At 67.4% G+C, this 20,589-nt stretch carries 19 protein-coding genes, 1 tRNA gene, 1 pseudogene and 1 riboswitch; of the genes and pseudogenes, 15 read left to right on the top strand and 6 right to left on the bottom strand.

The features are described from left to right. Window positions 1–6: 6 nt before the first annotated feature. From CFB46_RS08915 to CFB46_RS08875, 7 genes are all read left to right on the top strand, one after another. Entirely contained in the window at window positions 7–1,383 is a 1,377-nt protein-coding gene (locus tag CFB46_RS08915) for an amidase (RefSeq protein ID WP_089499779.1), read from the top strand. Between the two features lie 145 nt (window positions 1,384–1,528). Beyond that, entirely contained in the window at window positions 1,529–2,041 is a 513-nt protein-coding gene (locus CFB46_RS08910) for a disulfide bond formation protein B (RefSeq protein ID WP_027783842.1), read from the top strand. A gap of 626 nt (window positions 2,042–2,667) precedes the next feature. Beyond that, entirely contained in the window at window positions 2,668–3,672 is a 1,005-nt protein-coding gene (gene xdhC / locus CFB46_RS08900; RefSeq protein ID WP_089499778.1) for a xanthine dehydrogenase accessory protein XdhC, read from the top strand. Between the two features lie 18 nt (window positions 3,673–3,690). Continuing rightward, window positions 3,691–4,716, top strand: a complete 1,026-nt coding sequence (locus CFB46_RS08895; protein WP_089499777.1) for an adenosine deaminase — start codon at window positions 3,691–3,693, stop codon at window positions 4,714–4,716. Window positions 4,717–4,743: 27 nt separating this feature from the next. Beyond that, window positions 4,744–5,109: a hypothetical protein gene (locus CFB46_RS08890; protein ID WP_089499776.1), complete on the top strand. Its 366-nt coding sequence runs from the start codon at window positions 4,744–4,746 to the stop codon at window positions 5,107–5,109. Further along, window positions 5,106–6,425 carry a guanine deaminase gene (guaD, locus tag CFB46_RS08885; RefSeq protein WP_089499775.1) on the top strand — a complete coding sequence of 440 codons (1,320 nt, stop codon included), beginning with the start codon at window positions 5,106–5,108 and terminating at the stop codon, window positions 6,423–6,425. The genes CFB46_RS08890 and guaD overlap by 4 nt, the downstream gene beginning before the upstream one ends. 127 nt (window positions 6,426–6,552) lie before the next feature. Beyond that, a riboswitch (yybP-ykoY riboswitch) is annotated at window positions 6,553–6,728 on the top strand. 40 nt (window positions 6,729–6,768) lie between these two features. Continuing rightward, window positions 6,769–7,341, top strand: a complete 573-nt coding sequence (locus CFB46_RS08875; RefSeq protein WP_027783838.1) for a TMEM165/GDT1 family protein — start codon at window positions 6,769–6,771, stop codon at window positions 7,339–7,341. Window positions 7,342–7,395: 54 nt separating this feature from the next. Here CFB46_RS08875 and CFB46_RS08870 read toward each other — a convergent pair whose 3' ends face one another. After that, the gene (locus CFB46_RS08870) at window positions 7,396–8,100 is read right to left on the bottom strand and encodes a DUF4136 domain-containing protein (RefSeq protein WP_089499774.1); all 705 of its coding nucleotides are present in this window, start codon (window positions 8,098–8,100) and stop codon (window positions 7,396–7,398) included. A 187-nt stretch (window positions 8,101–8,287) separates the two neighbouring features. On the opposite strand from CFB46_RS08870, the gene pepN reads away from it, so the two are divergent. The 5 genes from pepN to CFB46_RS08850 all read left to right on the top strand — a co-directional run bounded on the left by pepN (window position 8,288) and on the right by CFB46_RS08850 (window position 13,668). Continuing rightward, window positions 8,288–10,981, top strand: coding sequence for an aminopeptidase N (gene pepN / locus CFB46_RS08865; RefSeq protein ID WP_089499773.1), 2,694 nt, complete (start codon window positions 8,288–8,290; stop codon window positions 10,979–10,981). A gap of 282 nt (window positions 10,982–11,263) precedes the next feature. Then, the gene (locus CFB46_RS08860) at window positions 11,264–12,277 is read left to right on the top strand and encodes a class 1 fructose-bisphosphatase (protein WP_089499772.1); all 1,014 of its coding nucleotides are present in this window, start codon (window positions 11,264–11,266) and stop codon (window positions 12,275–12,277) included. 203 nt (window positions 12,278–12,480) lie between these two features. Further along, window positions 12,481–12,556 (top strand) — tRNA-Thr (locus CFB46_RS08855). 137 nt (window positions 12,557–12,693) lie between these two features. Beyond that, window positions 12,694–13,119, top strand: coding sequence for a hypothetical protein (locus CFB46_RS35155; protein WP_143751600.1), 426 nt, complete (start codon window positions 12,694–12,696; stop codon window positions 13,117–13,119). Window positions 13,120–13,413: 294 nt separating this feature from the next. Beyond that, window positions 13,414–13,668 carry a GlsB/YeaQ/YmgE family stress response membrane protein gene (locus CFB46_RS08850; protein ID WP_027783833.1) on the top strand — a complete coding sequence of 85 codons (255 nt, stop codon included), beginning with the start codon at window positions 13,414–13,416 and terminating at the stop codon, window positions 13,666–13,668. Window positions 13,669–13,855: 187 nt separating this feature from the next. Here CFB46_RS08850 and CFB46_RS08845 read toward each other — a convergent pair. The 3 genes and pseudogenes from CFB46_RS08845 to CFB46_RS08835 form a co-directional block, all read right to left on the bottom strand. Continuing rightward, window positions 13,856–14,146 (bottom strand): annotated as a pseudogene (locus CFB46_RS08845) (exo-alpha-sialidase); the annotation flags it as partial. After that, entirely contained in the window at window positions 14,134–16,497 is a 2,364-nt protein-coding gene (locus CFB46_RS08840; RefSeq protein ID WP_089499770.1) for a TonB-dependent receptor, read from the bottom strand. The gene CFB46_RS08840 and the pseudogene CFB46_RS08845, both read right to left, overlap by 13 nt. A gap of 128 nt (window positions 16,498–16,625) precedes the next feature. Continuing rightward, window positions 16,626–17,015, bottom strand: coding sequence for a DUF2946 domain-containing protein (locus tag CFB46_RS08835; RefSeq protein WP_027783830.1), 390 nt, complete (start codon window positions 17,013–17,015; stop codon window positions 16,626–16,628). A gap of 198 nt (window positions 17,016–17,213) precedes the next feature. Between CFB46_RS08835 and CFB46_RS35845 the strand changes: the two genes are divergently transcribed. Further along, a complete protein-coding gene (locus CFB46_RS35845) occupies window positions 17,214–17,360 on the top strand; it encodes a hypothetical protein (protein ID WP_006476612.1) in 147 nt (48 codons plus the stop codon). A 223-nt stretch (window positions 17,361–17,583) separates the two neighbouring features. After that, window positions 17,584–18,177 carry a chorismate mutase gene (locus tag CFB46_RS08830; protein WP_089499769.1) on the top strand — a complete coding sequence of 198 codons (594 nt, stop codon included), beginning with the start codon at window positions 17,584–17,586 and terminating at the stop codon, window positions 18,175–18,177. A 29-nt stretch (window positions 18,178–18,206) separates the two neighbouring features. Here the strand turns inward: CFB46_RS08830 and CFB46_RS08825 are convergent, their stop codons facing one another. Together CFB46_RS08825 and CFB46_RS08820 are read right to left on the bottom strand one after the other, a co-directional pair. Beyond that, the gene (locus tag CFB46_RS08825) at window positions 18,207–19,346 is read right to left on the bottom strand and encodes an exonuclease domain-containing protein (protein WP_089499768.1); all 1,140 of its coding nucleotides are present in this window, start codon (window positions 19,344–19,346) and stop codon (window positions 18,207–18,209) included. A gap of 141 nt (window positions 19,347–19,487) precedes the next feature. Continuing rightward, window positions 19,488–19,691, bottom strand: coding sequence for a cold-shock protein (locus CFB46_RS08820; RefSeq protein WP_027783827.1), 204 nt, complete (start codon window positions 19,689–19,691; stop codon window positions 19,488–19,490). A 392-nt stretch (window positions 19,692–20,083) separates the two neighbouring features. Between CFB46_RS08820 and CFB46_RS08815 the strand changes: the two genes are divergently transcribed. Beyond that, window positions 20,084–20,350, top strand: a complete 267-nt coding sequence (locus CFB46_RS08815) for a hypothetical protein (protein ID WP_089499767.1) — start codon at window positions 20,084–20,086, stop codon at window positions 20,348–20,350. Window positions 20,351–20,589: the final 239 nt, after the last annotated feature.

The following is a 20,589-nucleotide window of genomic DNA, read 5'->3' as shown; positions in this document are numbered from 1 at the left end:
GCCGCCATGACCACTTTCACGCCGTTCCCCCCGCTCGCCCAGCTCGCCGCCGACCTCGCCGCCTGCCGGACCACGAGCCGCGCGCTCGTCGACACCGCGCTCGACCGGATCGCCGATCCGTCGGGCCAAGGCGCCGTCGTCTTCACCGAAGTCGATGCGGACAACGCACGCGCGGCCGCCGACGCACACGACCGGCTGCGCGCCGCGGGCACCGTGCCGTCGCCGCTCGCGGGCATTCCCGTGTCGGTCAAGGATCTGTTCGACGTCGCGGGCCAGGTCACGCGCGCCGGTTCGCGCGTACTCGACGACGCGCCGGCCGCGCGCACCGATGCGGTCGCGGTCGCCCGGCTCAAGCGCGCGGGTGCGGTGCTGGTCGGCCGCACCAACATGAGCGAGTTCGCGTTCTCGGGGCTCGGCCTGAATCCGCACTTCGGCAACCCGCGCTCGCCGTACCACCGCGACGTGCCGGGCGATGCGCGGATTTCGGGCGGCTCGTCGTCGGGTGCGGCCGCATCGGTCGCCGACGGGATGGCTGCGGTCGCGCTCGGCACCGACACCGGCGGCTCGATCCGCATTCCGGCCGCGCTGTGCGGGCTGACGGGCTTCAAGCCGACCGCGAGCCGAATCCCGACGCAAGGCGGCGTGCCGCTGTCGACGACCCTCGACTCGTTCGGCCCGATCGGCCTGACGGTCGCGTGCTGCGCGCTCGTCGACCGGATGCTCGCGGGGCTCGAGCCGCACGTGCCGGCCGCCCGGCCGCTCGAAGGCGTGCGGCTCGGCGTGCTGACGAACTACGTGACGGACGGCGTCGATGCCGACGTCGCGGCCGCGCTCGACACCGCGCTCAAGCATCTCGAAGCCGCCGGCGCGATCGTCACCGAAGTGCGCTTCCCCGCGCTCGACCGGCTGCCGGAGATCAACCGTTTCGGCTTCTCGCCGATCGAAGCGTACGCATGGCATCGCCCGCTGCTCGCCACGCATCGGAACCAGTACGACCCGCGCGTGCTGACGCGGATCATGAAGGGCGAGCCCGCGACGGCGGCCGACTATCTCGACCTGCTCGCCGCCCGCGCCGCGATGCTCGACGAAGCCGCGCACACGGTCTGGTCGCGCTTCGATGCGCTCGTCGCGCCGACGGTGCCGGTCGTGCCGCCGCGCATCGCCGAACTCGAAACGGACGACGACGCGTTCACGCGCACCAACGCGCTGATCCTGCGCAACCCGAGCGCGTTCAACTTCCTCGATGCGTGCGGGCTGTCGCTGCCGTGCCATCCGCGCGACGCGGCGCCGGTCGGCCTGATGCTCGCGGCGGCGCCGCATCGCGACGACGCGCTGCTTGCGATCGGCCAGTCGGTCGAGGCCGTGCTGAACACGATCCGCTGAACTCGCCGGCCGAGGGCAGACCGATCAGGCGGTCCGCGCGCGGTGCGGCAGGCTGCCGCACGCGCGCCGTCAGTTTCGTGCCAGATCATTCGCGCTAAAATCGCCCGATTGTTTTCCGGACCGACCGACGAGGAACCCCGCCGACATGAACGACTACACGCTTGCGCTACGCCGCGAACGCCGCCTGCTGATGCTGCTCGGATGGGTGTGCATCGCCCTGCTGGCCGGCGCGCTGTACCTGCAGTACGCGAAGAACGAAGACCCGTGCCCGCTGTGCATCATCCAGCGCTACTTCTTCTGCGCGATCGGGATCTTCGCGTTCCTGGCCACGGGAATCCGCAGCTGGCGCGGCGTCTGGGCGCTCGAACTGCTGATCGCGCTCGCCGCGGCCGGCGGTGTCGGCACGGCCGCGCGGCACCTGTCGATCCAGATGAATCCGGGCTTCAGTTGCGGCTTCGACACGCTGCAGCCGATCGTCGACAGCCTGCCGCCCGCGCAGTGGTTCCCCGGCATGTTCAAGGTCGCCGGGCTGTGCGAGACCGTCTACCCGCCGATCTTCGGCATCCTGCTGCCCGGGTGGGCGCTGATCGGCTTCGCCGCGATCCTGATCGCGGCCATCGCGAGCCTCTGGCGCCATCGCCGCAAGCTCGCGAGTTGACCGGGCGGCCGTTTTGCCGGCCCACGATCCGCGCGGCCCCACCGAATGGGCCGCGCGCAGCCGGCGAGTCGCCACCCGGCCGCGGCCGACGCCTGCACCGGCCCTGCCCGCTCATCGCGCGTAAACACTTACTCCGCCGCCGCCCCGATTTCCGGGCCGGCATGCGTCGCGCGATCGCCGCGCCCCCGCCCCGTCACGCGTGCGTTTCGGCCCGACGTGCATGCGTCGGCGCCCCGATCCCGCGCGGCCGGCCTATGATCGACATGATCGCCGCCTGATAGCCCGGATCACCGCCCGGCCATGTTCCCGCCGCGTGGCGATGCTATCTTCGGGACTGGATGGCGATCTACGTGCGCGAGGCCAGGCGGTCTCACCGCTCCCTGCGTAACGCGCGCCCGATCCGCAATGTCGACTGGATTCATCATGACAACGCAAACCATCCGCATCCGTCACCCTCATGGCGTCCGCGCGTCCGGCGGCGCCGTTCGCGCACGCCGTCAGTGCCCTGCCGTCGCACCGCATCGGCCGTGCAGCCGGCCTGCCCCGCTCCCGTCCGCCCTCGTTGCCGCCGCGCCCGCCAGCCCGCGCCGCGTGTCGTGCCGCGTCGTCCCGAACGGAGCGTGCTGATGGAAGCCTGGCTCGGCGATCTGCAGCAACTGCTCGCACACGGCGAAGCGGCCGTGCTCGTGACGGTCGCGCACACCGACGGCTCCGCGCCGCGCGAAGCCGGCACCAAGATGCTCGTCACGCGCGACACGGCACGCCATACGATCGGCGGCGGTCATCTGGAATGGAAGGCGATCGAGATCGCGCGGCACCTGCTGAAGGACGGCGCGCACGTGCCGCACGCACGCCGGCTCGAGCGGCTCGCGCTCGGCCCGAGTCTCGGCCAGTGCTGCGGCGGCGCCGTGGTGCTCGCGTTCGAGCGGCTCGACGTCGGCGATCTCGGCTGGATCATGTCGCTCGCGAAGCGCGTCGCGGCCGGCGCCGCGACCGTCCGTAGCGTATCATTCGGCCCCTCGCCGGGCGCGCCGCTGTTGAGCGAGCCCGAATCGGAAGCCGCGCGCGCCGACTGCCTGCTGTGGGAAACCGGCGGCGTATCGCTGATGACCGAAACGATCGCGCCGTATGCGTTCCCCGTCATGCTGTTCGGCGCGGGACACATCGGCACCGCGCTCGTGAAGGTGCTGGCGACGCTGCCGTGCCAGGTGCGCTGGATCGACGGGCCCGATGCGGCGTTCCCGCCGGCCGACGCGCTCGCCGGCATCGGCAATCTCGCGATCGACGCGGCCGCTTCCCCGGCGGACGCGGTCGACGCGGCGCCGCCGCAGGCCTACTTCGTCGTGATGACGCACGACCACGCACTCGATTTCGTGCTGGCCGAGCGCATCCTGCGACGCGGCGACTATGCATACTTCGGAATGACCGGCTCGCACACGAAACGCGTGCAGTTCGATCATCGCCTCGCCGCCATCGGCATCGACCCGGCCCAGGTCGCGCGGATGCGCTGCCCGATCGGCGTCGAAGGCATCGTCGACAAGGCGCCCGAAGTGATCGCGATCTCGGTGGCCGCGCAGTTGCTGCAGGCCGTCGAGGCGAATACGTCCGCGCAGGCTTCCCCTACCTACTGACCGACCAAGAACGACGCCATGACCCCGACATTCAAGGACAAGATTGCCCGCGCGCCGAAAGCGGAGCTGCACATCCATATCGAAGGCTCGCTCGAGCCCGAACTGATCTTCGCGCTCGCGCAGCGCAACGGCGTGAAGCTCGCCTACGATTCGATCGATGCGCTGCGCGCCGCGTACGCGTTCACCGACCTGCAATCGTTCCTCGACATCTACTACGCCGGCGCGAGCGTACTGCTCACCGAGCAGGATTTCCACGACATGACGGCCGCGTACTGCGAACGCGCGCTCGCCGACAACGTCGTCCACACCGAACTGTTCTTCGATCCGCAGACGCACACCGAGCGCGGCGTGCCGATCGAGACGGTCGTCGCGGGCATCGAGCGCGCCCTCGCCGATGCCGAACGACGCGGGCTGTCGAGCAAATTGATCCTCTGCTTCCTGCGCCACCTGTCCGAAGAAGACGCGCTCGCGACGTTCGAATCCGCATTGCCGCTGTTCGAACGCTACCGTCATCGCCTGATCGGCGTGGGCCTCGATTCGTCCGAGCTCGGCCATCCGCCGACGAAGTTCGCACGCGTGTTCGAGAAGGCGCGCGCGCTCGGCCTGAAGCTCGTCGCGCACGCCGGCGAGGAAGGCCCGCCCGCGTACATTTACGAAGCGCTCGACGTGCTGAAGGTCGACCGGATCGATCACGGCGTGCGCAGCATCGAGGATGCGGCGCTCGTCGAACGCCTCGCGAAAACGCGCACGGCGCTCACCGTCTGCCCGCTGTCGAACCTGAAGCTGTGCGTGTTCGACGACATGGCGAAGCACACGCTGAAGGCACTGCTCGACCGCGGCGTGGCGGTGACGATCAACTCCGACGATCCGGCCTATTTCGGCGGCTACGTCAATGAAAACTACTTCGCGACGGCCGAAGGGCTGCAACTCACGGATGCCGAGGTCCACGCGGTGATCCGCAACGGCTTCGAGGCCTCGTTCATCGAACCGGCGCAGCGCGACGCACTGTACGCGCGCCTCGATGCGTACTGGCAGGCCGCGTGACGGCCCGCATCGAGGAACGCTAGACAGATGAAACACGGCAACGGCATCCGCTTCGCGATCACCGGTTCGGCCCGGCGCCGGGCCGGCCGCCTGCGTGCATGCGGAGCGACGGCTCGGCGCGCCGCCGCACGCACGCGCCGGCCGTCGCGGCTTGCCGTGCCGTTCGCCGCCGCGCCGGTTGCCGGCGCAACGGTCGCAACGGCCGCAACGGCCGCGAGGTGCGCGGGCAATCACTCGCTGGCGGCTTCGGCCGCCACGTTCGTCCGCGCCGTCGCTCCCGGCCGTGCCGCACGTCGCGTGCCGCCGCCGCTCGCGAAGCACCGTCCCGCCGCCATGCGGCGTCGATCGCTTTCTTCTGTTCGCCTTACCTTGATGCAGGACCCTTCGTCATGACGCAAACCGCTTTCCGTTCCCAACTGCTGACCTTCAACGGCGACCCGGCGCAATCGAGCCAGGCCGCGAACTACGAAACCGACGGGCTCCTGATCGTCGACGACGGCAAGGTCGTCGCGGCCGGCCCGTATGCGCTGCTCGCCGCGACGCTCGCGCGCGACGCGGTGGTCCACGACCTGCGCGACAAGCTGATCGTGCCCGGCTTCATCGACACGCACATCCACTATCCGCAGACGGACATGATCGCGTCGCCGGCGCCGGGCCTGTTGCCGTGGCTCGACAAGTACACGTTCCCGACCGAGCGCCGGTTCGGCGACCCCGAGCATGCGCGCGAAGTCGCCGAGTTCTTCGTCGACGAACTGCTCGCGTGCGGCACGACGAGCGCGCTCGTCTACTGCACGGTGCACAAGCAGTCGGCCGACGCGCTGTTCGCGGCGAGCGACGCACGCGACCTGCGGATGATCGCGGGCAAGGTGCTGATGGACCGCAACTGCCCCGAATTCCTGCGCGACACCGCGCAATCGGGTTACGACGACAGCGCCGAGCTGATCGACCGCTGGCACGGCAAGGGCCGCCAGATGTACGCGCTCACGCCGCGCTTCGCGCCGACGTCGACCGAGGCGCAGCTCGAGGCATGCAGCGAACTCGCGCGCCGCCATCCGGACGTGTTCGTGCAGAGCCACGTCGCGGAAAACGTCGACGAGGTGAAATGGGTGGCCGAACTGTTCCCCGGCCACCGCAGCTATCTCGACATCTACGACCGCTACGGGCTGCTGCGTCCGCGCGCGGTGTACGGCCACTGCATCCACCTCGACGACGAGGACCGCCGCCGAATGGCCGAGACGCGCACCGTCGTCGCGCACTGCCCGACGTCGAACTTCTTCCTCGGCAGCGGGCTGTTCGATTTCGACAAGGCCGGCGAATACGACGTGCCCGTCACGCTCGCGACCGACGTCGGCGGCGGCACGTCGTTCTCGATGCTGCAGACGATGAACGAGGCGCACAAGGTCGCACGGCTGTCGGGCCATCACCTGAGCGCCACGCGGATGTTCTGGCTCGCGACGGCCGGCGCCGCGCAGGCGCTCGACCTCGCGGACACGGTCGGCACGCTCCAGCCGCGCACCGAAGCCGACTTCGTCGTGCTCGACCCGCAGGCGACGCCGCTGCTCGCGCGCCGCACGAAGCGCGCGGAGTCGCTCGAGGAGCTGCTGTTCGCGTTCGCGCTGCTCGGCGACGACCGCGCGGTGTACCGCACCTATGCGGCCGGCGAACTCATGCACGAGCGCGGCGCCGCTCGCCGCCCGGCCGCCGCGTAACGCCCCGCCGGTACTCCGTTCCGGCAGCGCGGATCCGATTGCCGCGCATGCCGGCAATCGGATCCGCTGCGGCCCGCCGCACGGCGGCCGGAGCCGCTTTCCCGCGTGCAATGCGCCGTGCTAGAATTCGCCGCTCATTGGGGAGTAGCCGCTCCGCTCGATGTCCCGCGCCACCGGCGCGCATCGTGACGGAGGCGTCCGTCAACAGACTTGGCCGTTCGGCCATGGCGGACGCAGCCACGTTGGCCTGGCGAGACCGATGGTTCACAGTGCGCCGCATCAGGGCCCGGCGCGCCGTGGATCGTCGCTCGCACGTACAACAACGGCCCGTGGAACCCCATCCGTGTCTCAAGCCTTCCTGATCTCCACCGGCGCCGTCGCCCTCGCTGAAATCGGCGACAAGACCCAACTGCTTTCCCTCGTTCTGGCCGCGCGCTATCGCAAGCCGGTACCGATCATTCTCGGCGTGCTCGTCGCGACGCTCGTGAATCACGGGTTCGCCGGCGCGCTCGGCGAATGGCTGGGCGTACTCGTCACGCCGTCGATCATGCGCTGGGCACTCGCGTTCTCGTTCATCGCGATGGGGCTGTGGATTCTCGTGCCGGACAAGCTCGACGAGAACGAAGCCAATGCGACCCGCTCGCGGCTCGGCGTGTTCGGCGCGACGCTCGTCGCGTTCTTCCTCGCGGAAATGGGCGACAAGACGCAGATCGCGACCGTTGCGCTGGCCGCGCGCTTCCAGGATTACATCGGCGTGGTGGCCGGCACGACGTTCGGAATGATGCTCGCGAACGTGCCGGCGATCCTGCTCGGCGACCGCTTCGCGCACCGTCTGCCGACGAAGCTCGTACACGGGATCGCGGCCGTGCTGTTCGTCGTGCTCGGCGCGCTGGCGCTGCTGGGTATCGGGGTCTGACGGAAAGGCAGATAGCCGGCGCGGCCGGGCGGCCGCGCCGAGATGAATGCGGCGTTACTTCGCGACGCTCGCGCTAGACGGCGCCGCCGGCACCGCGCGTTCATTGGCAGCCGGCGCCGCCGGCCCGCCGCGCTTGTCGACCGGCAGCCGGACCGAGCGAACCGCCCCGTTCGACAACGGGAAATCGGCGAGCGCGCTGCGCGCGAGGAACGGCATCGCGTACAGCAGCGTGCCGTTGTCGCCGGTCGTGCGCGCGGACACGTTGTAGACCTCCTTGCCCGTCGCGCGCTCGGTGATGCGAATGCCGAGCATGTAGTCGAACACCTGGTACGTCTGCGCGACATAACCGGCCGGCATCGGCCCCCAGGGCCCCCACGGGCCCCAGGGGCTCCACGGCCCGCGCCGCCAGTACGGGCCGGGCGCGAACCACGGATCGTAGTAGACCGGCTGCGGCACCGTCACGAGATCGCTGCCGACCGCGTAGGTCAGCCCGACGAGATAGCGTGCCTGCGACTGCGGCACCTGCCGGAACGCATATGCGGACAACTCGTTCGCGACGATCGGCTCGTAGGTCGACTGCTCGATGCTGTTCTTCTGCGCGTCCGTACGCGTGAACGCATAGGTGCGTGTCGCGTCGCTGCCGCTCCAGTCGGAGAAGGCCGTGACCTGGGTGGTCACGTAGCTGGTGCAGCCGGTCAGCAGCGCGACACACAGCGCCGCCGCCCAGCGCGCCCTGCCCAAAATCCATTCGCGTTTCATGTCGATCCTCGTCGATCCGTCACCCGTTCGTCGCACCGCGCGAACCACAACGGGATGTCGATAATACGCGGACTCCCGAAAGCGGTAAAAAGTTCGCCCGACACGCAGCCGCCAGCCTTTGTACAATGGCCCGGTTCGCCTGGCCCGCGCGACGGGCCCGTCCCCCACTCCACCGATCTCGACGACCATGTCCGACAACGCCTCCTCCACCGTGATCCGCCGCGCCGACTACACGCCGCCGGCCTTCCTCATCGATTCCGTCGCACTCGAATTCGATCTCGCACCGGCCCGCACGATCGTCAGGAATACGATGCGCGTGCGCCGCAATCCGGATGCCGCGCCCGCGCCGCACCTGGAACTGATGGGCGAGGCGCTCGAATTCCTCGGCGCACGGCTGGATGGCGCACCGCACGGCGCGGTGCGCGCGCACGAACATGGCCTGACGGTCGAGAACGTGCCCGAGGCATTCGAGCTGACGCTCGAAAGCGCGTGCGCCCCCGATCAGAATACGACGCTGTCGGGCCTCTACGTGTCGAGCGGCAACTTCTTCACGCAATGCGAAGCCGAAGGCTTTCGCCGCATCACCTACTTCCTCGACCGCCCCGACGTGATGGCGTCGTACACCGTCACGCTGCGTGCCGACAAGGCCGCATACCCGGTGCTGCTGTCGAACGGCAACCTCGTCGATTCGGGCGACCTGCCCGACGGCCGCCACTTCGCGAAATGGGAAGACCCGTTCCGCAAGCCGAGCTACCTGTTCGCGCTGGTCGCAGGCAAGCTCGTCGCGATCGAGGAAACGATCACGACCGGCTCCGGCAAGGAAAAGCTGCTGCAGGTGTGGGTCGAACCGGCCGATCTCGACAAGACGCGTCATGCGATGGATTCGCTGATCCACTCGATCCGCTGGGATGAAAAGCGCTTCGGCCTCGAACTCGATCTCGACCGCTTCATGATCGTCGCGGTCGGCGATTTCAACATGGGCGCGATGGAAAACAAGGGGCTCAACATCTTCAACACGAAGTACGTGCTGGCGAACCCCGAGACCGCGACCGACACCGATTTCGCGAACATCGAGTCGGTGGTCGGCCACGAGTACTTCCACAACTGGACCGGCAACCGCGTGACCTGCCGCGACTGGTTCCAGCTGAGCCTGAAGGAAGGCCTGACGGTGTTCCGCGACCAGGAATTCTCGGCCGACATGGCCGCGGGCGACGACGTCGAATCGGCGGCCCGCGCGGTGAAGCGCATCGAGGACGTGCGCGTGCTGCGCCAGTTGCAGTTCGCCGAGGACGCAGGCCCGATGGCGCACCCGGTGCGCCCGGAGAGCTACGTCGAGATCAACAACTTCTACACGATGACGGTCTACGAGAAAGGCTCGGAAGTCGTGCGGATGTACCAGACGCTGTTCGGCCGCGACGGCTTCCGCAAGGGAATGGATCTCTACTTCAAGCGCCACGACGGCCACGCGGTGACCTGCGACGACTTCCGTCACGCGATGGCCGACGCGAACGGGCGCGACCTCGCGCAATTCGAGCGCTGGTACAGCCAGGCCGGCACGCCGCGCGTGTCGGTGCGCACCGCGTACGACGCGGCCGCACGCCGCTATACGGTCACCCTCGCGCAAGGCTACGGCGACGCGTCGCCGGCCGCGCGCGAAACGCAGCAGGGGCCGCTCCTGATCCCGTTCGCGATCGGCCTGATCGGCCGCGACGGCCGCGACCTGCCGCTGCGTCTCGACGGCGAAGCCGCCGCATCGGGCACGACGCGCGTGCTCGATTTCACCGATACCGAGCAGACCTTCACGTTCGTCGACGTGCCGGAAGCGCCGCTGCCGTCGCTGCTGCGCAACTTCTCGTCGCCGGTGATCGTCGAGTACGACTACAGCGACGACGATCTCGCATTCCTGCTCGCGCACGACAGCGATCCGTTCAACCGCTGGGAGGCCGGCCAGCGCCTCGCGACGCGCGCGCTGCTGACGCTCGCCGCGCGTGCCGCCGCCGACGCGCCGCTCGCGCTCGGCGAGAACTTCGTCGCCGCGTTCCGCCGCGTGCTGACCGATGAAAGCCTGTCGCCGGCATTCCGCGAACTCGCGCTGACGCTGCCGTCGGAAACCTATCTCGCCGACCAGATGGCCGAGGCCGACCCCGCCGCCGTGCATCGCGCGCGCCAGTTCGTGCGCCGCCAGCTCGCGGGCGCGCTGCGCGCCGACTGGCTCGCCGCGTACGAACAGCACCAGACGCCCGGCGCCTACGAGCCGACGCCGGAAGCCTCGGGCCGCCGCGCGCTGAAGAACCTCGCGCTCGCGTATCTCGCCGAACTCGACGATCCGGCCGATGCCGTACGCCTCGCCACGGCCCAGTACGACGCGGCGAACAACATGACCGATCGCGCGGCCGCGCTCGGCGCCCTGCTGTCCGCGGCCGCCGCAGGCGCGAACGGGCCGGCCGAGCATGCGCTCGACGACTTCTACCGTCGCTTCGAGAAGGAAGCGCTCGTGATCGACAAGTGGTTCGCGATGCAGGCGGCGCAGCGCGGCACGCCCGCGCAACCGACACTCGCGAAGGTGCGCAAGCTGCTCGCGCACCCCGCGTTCAACCTGAAGAACCCGAACCGCGCGCGCTCGCTGATCTTCAGCTTCTGCGGGGCCAACCCCGCGCAATTCCACGCGGCGGACGGTTCGGGCTACGCGTTCTGGGCCGAACAGGTGCTCGCGCTCGACGCGATCAACCCGCAGGTCGCGGCACGCCTCGCGCGCTCGCTCGAACTGTGGCGCCGCTTCACGCCGACGCTGCGCGACCGGATGCGTGAAGCGCTCGAACAAGTCGCCGCCGGTGCGAAATCGCGTGACGTGCGCGAGATCGTCGAGAAGGCGCTCGCGTAAGCCACGCGATCGACGCTGTCGCGTCCGCGCGATCGAGCCGGCGCCGCCCGACGCGGCGCCGGCTTTTTTATTGCGCGAGCGCGGCTGAAGCCACGCGCAATCGCGGGGTCGGACCGCGCAGCGTGCCTGCACCATACTGCGCGCCCGGCCTTCGTCGCCGCCCGACATCGGCCCGATTCGGCGGCCCGGCCATGTAACCGGACGAAAAAAGCCGGTGGCACCGGAGGCTCGACGGGTAAAATTGCGGCCATTCAAGGATTCTTTGGCCTTTCGGAGTCTGTCATGTCCATTGCCCGCCGCACCACGCTGTCGAAGTTCCTGATCGAACAGCAACGTGAGACCAACAACCTCCCCGCCGACCTGCGCCTGCTGATCGAAGTCGTCGCCCGCGCGTGCAAGGCGATCAGCTACAACGTGTCGAAGGGCGCGCTCGGCGAGGCGCTCGGCACCGCCGGCAGCGAGAACGTCCAGGGCGAAGTGCAGAAGAAGCTCGACATCCTGTCGAACGAAATCCTGCTCGACGCGAACGAATGGGGCGGCAACCTCGCCGCGATGGCGTCGGAAGAAATGGAAACGTTCTTCCCGATCCCGGCGAACTACCCGCGCGGCGAATACCTGCTCGTGTTCGATCCGCTCGACGGGTCGTCGAACATCGACGTGAACGTATCGATCGGCACGATCTTCTCGGTGCTGCGCTGCCCGGACGGCAAGCAGGCGACCGAAGAATCGTTCCTGCAGCCCGGCACGGAGCAGGTCGCGGCCGGCTACGCCGTCTACGGTCCGCAGACGGTGTTCGTGCTGACGACCGGCAACGGCGTGAACTGCTTCACGCTCGACCGCGAAGTCGGCTCGTGGGTGCTCACGCAGAGCAACATGCAGATCCCGGCCGACACGCGCGAATACGCGATCAACGCATCGAACGCCCGCCACTGGTACGACCCGGTCAAGCGCTACGTCGACGAGCTGAACGCCGGCAAGGACGGCCCGCGCGGCGACAACTTCAACATGCGCTGGATCGCGTCGATGGTGGCCGACGTGCACCGGATCCTGAATCGCGGCGGCATCTTCATGTACCCGGCCGACAAGCGCACGCCCGATCGTCCGGGCAAGCTACGCCTGATGTACGAAGCGAACCCGATGTCGTTCATCGTCGAACAGGCGGGCGGCGCCGCGACGACCGGCACGCAGCGCATCATGGAAGTGCAGCCGACCGGCCTGCACCAGCGCGTGCCCGTGTTCCTCGGCTCGAAGAACGAAGTCGAGCGCGTGACCGGCTATCACGACGAAGTAAAATAATTGCACTGCAGCACTGGACGGAGGTGCGAGACATCAGTACAATCGCGCCTTCGCGATGTGGCCCTAACGGGTCGCGTCGCAGTGAAGTGAAAGCGGAAAATCCGCCGGATCGGTTTCGCGAAGCAGCCGCAGCAAGCTGAAAAAAATTCGCAAAACGTATTGCCAAGATCGCGGATTTCACCATATAATTTCATTTCTCTGCTGCCGGTGTAGCTCAGTTGGTAGAGCAGCGCATTCGTAATGCGAAGGTCGTAGGTTCGACTCCTATCTCCGGCACCAAGACATAAAGGTCTGACAAGCATCGCTTGTCAGACCTTTTCTCTTTTCCGGCGCCGAAATCCTGAAGTCGTTCGCTGACGCACTCCCCCATCACGCCGTGCACGATCTTCGCGTGCGCGTTCGGCAACCGTCCGCGCATGTTGGTTTGCTCGTCGCGCATCGTCGCAGTGGCCGTTATCCGCGCAACCTCGCCGACACATCGGCACGACACTTCCACGCCCTCGACGGCCACCGGTCGATCGAATCGCCGCTCCCGATGTGCAGCGGCACGGGCCTGCGGCGGCCAAGGTGACGATGGCCGGCGGCTCGACCTCGACGGCGCACCCAACGGCTCCCTCTATCTCGTGCCCGGCCGCTGGCACGACGCACACACCGACAACGTGGTCGGCACGGTCGATCTCCCGCTCCTCCATCCGTACACCTTGACCGAAGTCCATCCTTCAGGATACCGAATGATGATCCACATCGGATACGACGCGCTCTACACCGAGTTGGGCCACACGATGCCCCGGATCGGCGAAGCGCTGCGTCGTGCTCCCTCGCCCGTTTCGCACCGCTGTTGATCGACGCGATCAGCGACGCCGCGCGACCGATTGCCGACCTAGCCGACAGACTTCAGCGCCAACCAATTCTTACAAATTCATTTCGCCAAGCGTCGAGTGCGCACGAATCGTGCCGTACGCAGACAAATCCCCTGGAAAATCTGCTTAAGGGTGCATAACATTACTTAACGATCCTGACCCGTCTATCGCGTTACATTGCGTGGGCGGCGCGGCGGTCGCAGCAGCTTTCAACCCGATTGCGGCGTGCGGCAACCGACGCCGGTCATTTCGACTCAACCCAAGGAGAGGACCACCATGACTCATGGCTTGATTATGTGGCTCATCATCGGCGCGATCGCCGGCTGGCTTGCCGGCTTGCTCGTGAAGGGCGGCGGCTTCGGGCTGATCGTCGACATCATCGTCGGGATCGTCGGCGCAGTGATCGGCGGCTGGCTTGCCGGAGTGCTCGGCATCAGCATCGGCAGCGGCTTCATCGGCTCGGTGATCGTCGCGGTCATCGGCGCGGTGATCCTGCTGTTCGTGATCCGGCTATTCAGGCGAGCGGCCTGACGTTTCTCTCCACGCGCCTTCGGGCGCGGTTTCGCATCGGGCCGGCGCGCGGCCGGTTCGCCGCGCGCCGCCGGCTCCGTCAGCGCTTCGCGTGCCGCAACCAGCCATCGAGCACGTCGGCCGTCGGCAATCCGCTGCGCGCTTCGCGCACACCGTCGCGCCCGATCCACACGGGGTGCGACATCTCCCCTCTCCATCCCGCATCGAGCGGCGTCGACCACGACACGTATCCCGCGCGCCCGTCCGGGCTCGTCGCGCGCTTCGGGCGAGTTTCGGCGCTCGTGTAGATCGGCTCCGGCAGCGCGTTGACGGCGACGGGCGCGGACAGCGTACTCCTCGCGTCGTCGGATTGCGCGACGACGACATGCGCGCCGCCGCCCCATGCGCCCCACGACCGGTGCCGCGCATCAAACGCGGCGCCGGGCGCATCGTGCGCGCCGGCGGCCGACAGTGCCGCGAGCGATTTCACAGCGACCATTTCAGTTCTCCATAGAACGTGCGGCCCGGATACGGGTGGAACGTGTAGTAGCGGCGGTCCGTCAGGTTGTCGATGCCGGCCGACGCGCTCCAGTGACGATCGAAGCGGTAGCGCGCCTTCAGATCGACGACCGTAAACGAACTCGTGCCGCCGTAGACGTCCGGATTCACGTCGCTGTTGTCGAGCGTGTTGAACTGGCGGCCCGAATAGCGCACGCCGACGCTCGCGAGCCAGTGCTCGTCGAAGCGATACGACGCGAGCAGGTTCGCGCGCATGCGCGGAATGCGCGGGAAGCGCGAACCGACGTAGGCCGGGTTCGCGGCATCGGCGAGGATCTGCGCATTGCTCGCCGATACGTTCGCATCGACGTTGAGCCCGCGCAGCCCGACGTTCTCGCCGCTGAACGCGAGTTCGACGCCGCGTACGCGTACCCGGTCGACGTTCGAGATGTTGGTGACGGTCGTCGCGCCCGACACCGTCGTCTGGCTGTAGATCGAATCGCGCAGGTCGCTCTGGAACACGCTGGCGCGCACGACGCCGACGCCCACGTCGCGCTCGGCGGTGAAATCCCAGTCGATCGCCTTTTCCGGCCGCAGGTTCGGGTCGTTGTTGACGATCGCGTTATTCGAAATCGTGCCCTGGAACAGCTCGCCGACCGTCGGGAATCGCGTGCCGGTCGCGAACGAGAGCCGGAAGCGCCAGACTTCCGTCGCGTCCCACTGCAGCGCGACTTTCGGCGACAGCGCATTCGCGCCGCGGTCCGCATAGCCGAGCGTGCCGTTCGCATTGCCGAGCGCGCCGCCGTATGCCTCCCAGCGCTCGTAGCGCAGCCCGAGCGTCGCGAGCCAGCCCGGCGCGAAGCGCCACGCGTCCTGCCCGAACAGCGCCTGCGTGCGCGTGTCGCCGCGATAGACGCTCGCGAGCGACGTGGTCGGCCCGGCGAGCCAGTCGGCCGTGTTGTACGTGACGTTGCGCAGGAAGTAGTTGTCGTAGTGATAGCCGAACGTGAACGCATGCCCCCTCACTTCGGGCGCCTCGGCCTTCAGGTCGAGCGTGCGCCAGCCGGTGCCGTCGCCCTGGAACAGCGTGCCCGCCCCGCCCTGCACGGTCGAGGCCGCGCGCAGCACGTCGCGCGAGACGTCGTATGCGGACACGACGCCCGACAGCCGCCAGCCGGAGTCGAGCCGGCCGTTCAGGCCGAGCGCATACAGCCAGTTCTCCTGGTCGCCGCGCTGCGGCGCGAACGCGTTCGGCGCGACGGTCATGTTCCGGCCGCCGATCGACACGTTGCCGCCGTAGACCGGATCGCCGGCGGCATTGCGCAGGAAGGTCTCGCCGTGCTGCCGGTAATGGTTCTCCCAATGACCGAGCGTCAGCGTCGCATCGACATGATCGGTGAACGCATAGCCCATCCGGACCGTCTCGTTGAGCTGCTCGGTCCGCTCGATCGTCTGCGCGCCGACGATCGTCCGCGGCTTGCCGTTGGGTCCGATGTCGGTCGCCGCGCCCGTCACAGGCACGGAGGCGCCCAGTTTCGGGTTGTAGGCCGAATTGGGGCTCGCGTACTGCATCGGCTGGCCATTGTTCTCCAGCCGGTCGAGCGAGAGCGCGAACCAGAACCGGCCGACACGGTTCGCGATTCGCGCGGTCTGATGATTGCCGCCGAAGCTGTCCGCGAACCCGTAGCCGTCGTGGTAGCGCTGCGTAAAGAATTGCGTCGACAGCGACGCCTCGAGCTGTTCCGGGCGACGCGTGGTGAGCAGCACGGTCGAGCCGATCGCGTTGCCCGGATACAGCGCGGAAAAGGGGCCATAGAGCACGTCGACGCGCGCGATGTCGTCGGGCGGAATCAGCGACCAGCGCGGCGGGTACGCATAGCTCGACCCGAGCAGGTTCGACAGCAGCACGCCGTCGGCATAGACGAGCCCGCGCGCACTCTGCAATTCGTTGAAGTCGCGGCCCGCGAATACGCTGTTGCGGTCGCCGATGTAGCGCTTGCGGACCATCAGATTCGGCGCGTACTTCAGCGCGTCCTCGGTGGTGACGTTGGTGTGCGCATCGATCTGCTCGCGCGTGATCGACGTGACGACGGCCGGCGTATCCGGGTCGACCGGTTGCCGTTGCGCGGTCACGCTGACGGCGGTCAGCGTATCGCCGGCCGGTGCGGCCGATGCAGCGACGCCAGCGGCAGCCGGCGCGGCGCTGGCGGGACGATCGACGCCGCCACTGCGGGCGGCCTCGGCGCGCCCATCATCCGTTGAAGCCGCGTGAGCGGCCGACCATGCGAAAGCGGCCGCGCATGCGAGCGCGAGCCGGCCGCGCGACGGTCGCGCGGCAAAGGTAGACGACATGAGGGAGTTCCTGAAAACGTGATCGGACGCCGCCGGACACGGGCGCGCGAGCCGCGCACGAACGGCGCGACGCGCGGACCGGGGCCGCGGGCGGCTCGCGCGCCACCGGGGCGCGCGAACGACATCAATCAGACCGGAACGTTTTCAGGCGGGGCGCGCGGCTGCGCGAGGCGGATGCCCTTGCGGGGCACATCGGGAACGATCGGCGCGGCCGCCCGATACGCGAACGTGCGCACGAAGCCCGGCATCGCGGGCAGGCTCGTGCCCAGTGCGACGTTCGCCGCGAAGCCCGGGCAGTACACGCAATGTGGCACGCCGGCATGGTCGAACGACGACGTGTCGCGGCCGTCGCCCGCTTGCGCCAGCACGACCTGACGGGCGCCGGCCGCGCTGCACAACTCGAGCGTGAGCGCGCCGGAGCCGCTCGACGCGAGACGCGCGTAGCCGACGACGGGCGACAGTACGTTCAGTACCAGCGCCAGCCATACGAGGCCGATCCATCGCGTCGTTCGTCTCATTGCGGTCCGGGAAAAAGTGCGCGCAAGTATAACAAGCGGCCCGATTGTTGCCGATTGCGCAGCCTGCAATACCGGGCATCGCGCCTCGCGTCGGAGCCCATGTGCCGTTAATACAACAGAGACAAAATCTAACGATTCGCCGCTGGCATAAATCCGAGCGCGAGGTTGATAATCATTGAACCTGCTGGAGAAACGATCATGGACGAAAGACCAACTCGCATGCCACCGCCCGAGCAAGTGATGAGCCCGGATCCGGAACCCGTCGGCGTGGAATTCCTCGCCGAATTGCCCGAGCACGTTCGGGCATTCTTCGACGAGCAGCACAAGCTGTACGCGCCGAAGTGAACGTCAGTTCGGTTCTGTAACCGCCACGTGTCGATCATCGCTATCGTGCGGTCCATTCGTGCGCTTCGCGCGCAATTCGCCTCGCACCCGGGCCGCAACAGCCTGACGGTGCCGGATCAGCTCGCCTGCTGATTCTCCTGTCGCGACGCTGCGCCGCGCGACTGTCTTCGTCTATCCTTCTGGTTTTCCACGTCCGGCCCGCCCGGCTCTCCCGATCGTTCCGATGAAGCAAGCCATTCGTGCCAGCCTCGCTGTCGCCGTGCTCGGCGTCACCTTCTTTTTGTCTGCGCCTACCGCCCGTGCAGACGGCGACGACACCGCCCTCACCAACGTCGTTGCGCTCGCATCGCAGCGCCTCGCGCTCGCCGAACCGGTCGCGCGATGGAAATGGGCGAACCACAAGGCCATCGAGGACCAGCCGCGCGAAGCGGCACTGCTCACCGCGGTCGAACAACGCGCCGCCCAGGCCGGCGTCGATCCCGCATTCGCCCGGGCGTTCTTCGAGGATCAGATCGCGGCAAGCAAGGACGTGCAGAACGCGCTGTTCACGACTTGGCGCACGACCCGGCCGCCGGAAGGCACGCCGCCCGATCTCGCGACCAGCACGCGCCCGGCACTCGATCGGCTGACGCAGAAAATGCTCGCCGGTCTCGCGCAGGTCGCCCCGCTGCGCGATGCGCCCGATTGCCAGGCGCGGCTCGCGCGCAGCATTGCAAACTGGAAGACGCTCACGCGCTACGATTCCACGCAGACGCAGGCACTCGATACCGCGCTGTCGCATGTCTGTGCCGCCGGTGGAGCCAGCGCGATCGGCTAATGCGGCGGGCGCGGATCGCGCCGCGGCGCTCAGTCCGCGAGTGTCAGCGCCACGAGCGGAATCACTTGCAGACCGCGCGCGAGATGCGTCTGCAGCAGGCGATGGGTGAAGGGTTCGAACGCGGGTTCGAATGCGCCGCCCGCCGCGTCGGCCGCAAGCCGCGCGGCCGCATCGAGCGATTCCGCCGAACCGAGATAGCACCAGCCGTCGATCACATGAAACAGGCGGCGCTCGCCGCTTGCCTCGAACGCGACAGCGCCGTCGAACGGCCAGGGCGCACCGCCCCCGCGAGCGGCGTCGGCCGTGGGGCGCCGGTTGTACGACGGGCGCAACCGGGCGATCCATTGCGCTTCGGCAAGCATCGCTCCCAGCTCGTTGCCGGTTTCGCGCCATTCGACGCGACGCACCTGCTGCGCCAGCCGCATTTCCTTCGACGAGCGGCGCTCGCCGGTCAACAGCGCGCGCAGCCGCTGCCGTACGCGCACGCTGCGGCCGACATACAGCGCTTCGTCACGCTCTCCGAAGAGCGCATACGCGCCGCACCCTGCCGGCGCGGTATCCAGCCACGCCTCGGTCAGATCGCCGCCCAGCCGGAAGTGGCGTGTCGTCCGCGCGATCTGGTCGCGTAGCCGCTCGAGCGGCACGATGTCGTGCAACTGGCGCCAGAATTGCCAGAGCAGATCGGCATCGGCCAGCGCCCGGTGGCGCGCGGCCGGAACGAGCCCATGCCGTTCGATCAACGCATCGAGCCCGTGCCGCGATTCGCGCGGAAACAGCGCGCGCGACAGCCGTACCGTACAGAGCACATCGGGATTGAATGCGAGGCCCGCGCGCTCGAATTCGGCGCGCAGGAAGCCGCGGTCGAAGCTCGCGTTGTGCGCGACGAACAGCTTGCCGTCGAGCCGCTCGAACAGCGCCGGCGCGAGCGACGCGAACGTCGGCGCATCGCGCACCATCGCGTCCGAGATGCCCGTCAGTTGCTGGATGAACGGCGGGATCGCCTGCCCCGGATTGACGAGACTCGTCCACGTCGACACGCCGAGCGGTCCGATTTCGACCACGCCGATTTCGGTGATCCGATGGTCGGCGGACGAGCCGCCGGTGGTTTCAAGGTCGACGAAGACGAGCGGCTGCTCGCTGGCGGGATCGGACGGACGGGAATCTGACATGAAAAGACAGGAAAACGATGCTTCCGTGAGTATGCACCGGTATGCGTACTCGCGGCCAGCCCGGACCGGATTGTTCCGTCCCCGGAGAACAAAAAGCCCCCGCGATGCGGGGGCCGGACGTGATCGGCAATGCGTGGCGCGTCAGACCGCCTGGATATTCGCCGCCTGCTTGCCTTTCGGCCCGACTTTGACCTCGAACGAAACACGCTGGTTTTCCTTCAGCGTCTTGAAGCCGTCCATCCGAATTTCGGAAAAGTGCGCAAACAAATCTTCACCGCCATTGTCCGACGTAATAAAGCCGAAACCTTTAGCATCGTTAAACCATTTCACGATACCGGTATCCATGTCTTCGTTCCCCACTCGATAAGATCAAAAAAGCTATTTTTATAGCCGTTTCCCGAAATCCCGAAACATTGCGCCAGCACCCGCACCAGCACGCCGCCCGAGGACGGAGTGCTGACTTTATAAATTGGACAATCCGGGTGCGTCAAGAAAATTTTTAGCGACTGCTTTCTTGAAAAGACGCTAATACCACTGGAATCGGTACACTATCTCCTTTGATTAATTGATTTGCACCAAAAACCTGTCAATATTACCGGGACCCGATCGCCAATAATTCAGGGTATGAAATTCCTACCGGGGACAAATCGACTCGGTAAAATCCTCGGGTTTTTTCCGGTTGCGGAAATCCGCCGACGTTGCGATCCTGAATCAACGCCGAAAGGAAGGAGAGGGTCATGTGGTTGGACGGAATCAAGCGCTTCGCGAGCCGGCTCGGACGCGTACGTCGCAAGTCCCGCGCCCTGGTCGAGTCCGCGCGCGAAGCGCCGTGCGATACCGAATTCGATATGACGTGGCACGGCGATCACTGGCAGAACCTGCTCGCATCGCCACTCGATGCCCGTCACTACGTGATGGAAGACTGGACCTACACGCCGCCCCCGATCGAAGCGAAAGATGTCGCGCCTGCGGGCAAGCGCAAGCGCCGCTCGTACACGCCGTAACGCACCGGGCAGCGGGGCAAAAAAAAAGCGCGACTGGGAAGTCGCGCCGACAAAGGTTTGGAGATCTTTTCCGTCAACGAAAAAGTCTGCTTCGGAAAGCAGAGATCGCAGTATAGCGAGAGAACCACCTTTCATTATCCATGCTCCACACAAACCTCTATTGCCGATGTGTCAATAATCGCGCTACAGCCACCCCCTCCCGCCGCTGACCAGCTGTCGCGATCACGCAACGCCCAATC

It is taken from the genome of Burkholderia sp. HI2761 (genome assembly GCF_002223355.1).
Lineage (GTDB): Bacteria > Pseudomonadota > Gammaproteobacteria > Burkholderiales > Burkholderiaceae > Burkholderia.
This window is presented reverse-complemented; position numbering and strand designations above follow the sequence as displayed.

Coding starts and splice junctions, on each gene's coding strand:
- CFB46_RS08915 (WP_089499779.1), top strand. CDS start 7: ATGACCACTTTCACGCCGTTCCCCCCGCTCGCCCAGCTCGCCGCCGAC.
- CFB46_RS08910 (WP_027783842.1), top strand. CDS start 1,529: ATGAACGACTACACGCTTGCGCTACGCCGCGAACGCCGCCTGCTGATG.
- xdhC (WP_089499778.1), top strand. CDS start 2,668: ATGGAAGCCTGGCTCGGCGATCTGCAGCAACTGCTCGCACACGGCGAA.
- CFB46_RS08895 (WP_089499777.1), top strand. CDS start 3,691: ATGACCCCGACATTCAAGGACAAGATTGCCCGCGCGCCGAAAGCGGAG.
- CFB46_RS08890 (WP_089499776.1), top strand. CDS start 4,744: ATGAAACACGGCAACGGCATCCGCTTCGCGATCACCGGTTCGGCCCGG.
- guaD (WP_089499775.1), top strand. CDS start 5,106: ATGACGCAAACCGCTTTCCGTTCCCAACTGCTGACCTTCAACGGCGAC.
- CFB46_RS08870 (WP_089499774.1), bottom strand. CDS start 8,100: ATGAAACGCGAATGGATTTTGGGCAGGGCGCGCTGGGCGGCGGCGCTG.
- pepN (WP_089499773.1), top strand. CDS start 8,288: ATGTCCGACAACGCCTCCTCCACCGTGATCCGCCGCGCCGACTACACG.
- CFB46_RS08860 (WP_089499772.1), top strand. CDS start 11,264: ATGTCCATTGCCCGCCGCACCACGCTGTCGAAGTTCCTGATCGAACAG.
- CFB46_RS35155 (WP_143751600.1), top strand. CDS start 12,694: ATGTTGGTTTGCTCGTCGCGCATCGTCGCAGTGGCCGTTATCCGCGCA.
- CFB46_RS08850 (WP_027783833.1), top strand. CDS start 13,414: ATGACTCATGGCTTGATTATGTGGCTCATCATCGGCGCGATCGCCGGC.
- CFB46_RS08840 (WP_089499770.1), bottom strand. CDS start 16,497: ATGTCGTCTACCTTTGCCGCGCGACCGTCGCGCGGCCGGCTCGCGCTC.
- CFB46_RS08835 (WP_027783830.1), bottom strand. CDS start 17,015: ATGAGACGAACGACGCGATGGATCGGCCTCGTATGGCTGGCGCTGGTA.
- CFB46_RS35845 (WP_006476612.1), top strand. CDS start 17,214: ATGGACGAAAGACCAACTCGCATGCCACCGCCCGAGCAAGTGATGAGC.
- CFB46_RS08830 (WP_089499769.1), top strand. CDS start 17,584: ATGAAGCAAGCCATTCGTGCCAGCCTCGCTGTCGCCGTGCTCGGCGTC.
- CFB46_RS08825 (WP_089499768.1), bottom strand. CDS start 19,346: ATGTCAGATTCCCGTCCGTCCGATCCCGCCAGCGAGCAGCCGCTCGTC.
- CFB46_RS08820 (WP_027783827.1), bottom strand. CDS start 19,691: ATGGATACCGGTATCGTGAAATGGTTTAACGATGCTAAAGGTTTCGGC.
- CFB46_RS08815 (WP_089499767.1), top strand. CDS start 20,084: ATGTGGTTGGACGGAATCAAGCGCTTCGCGAGCCGGCTCGGACGCGTA.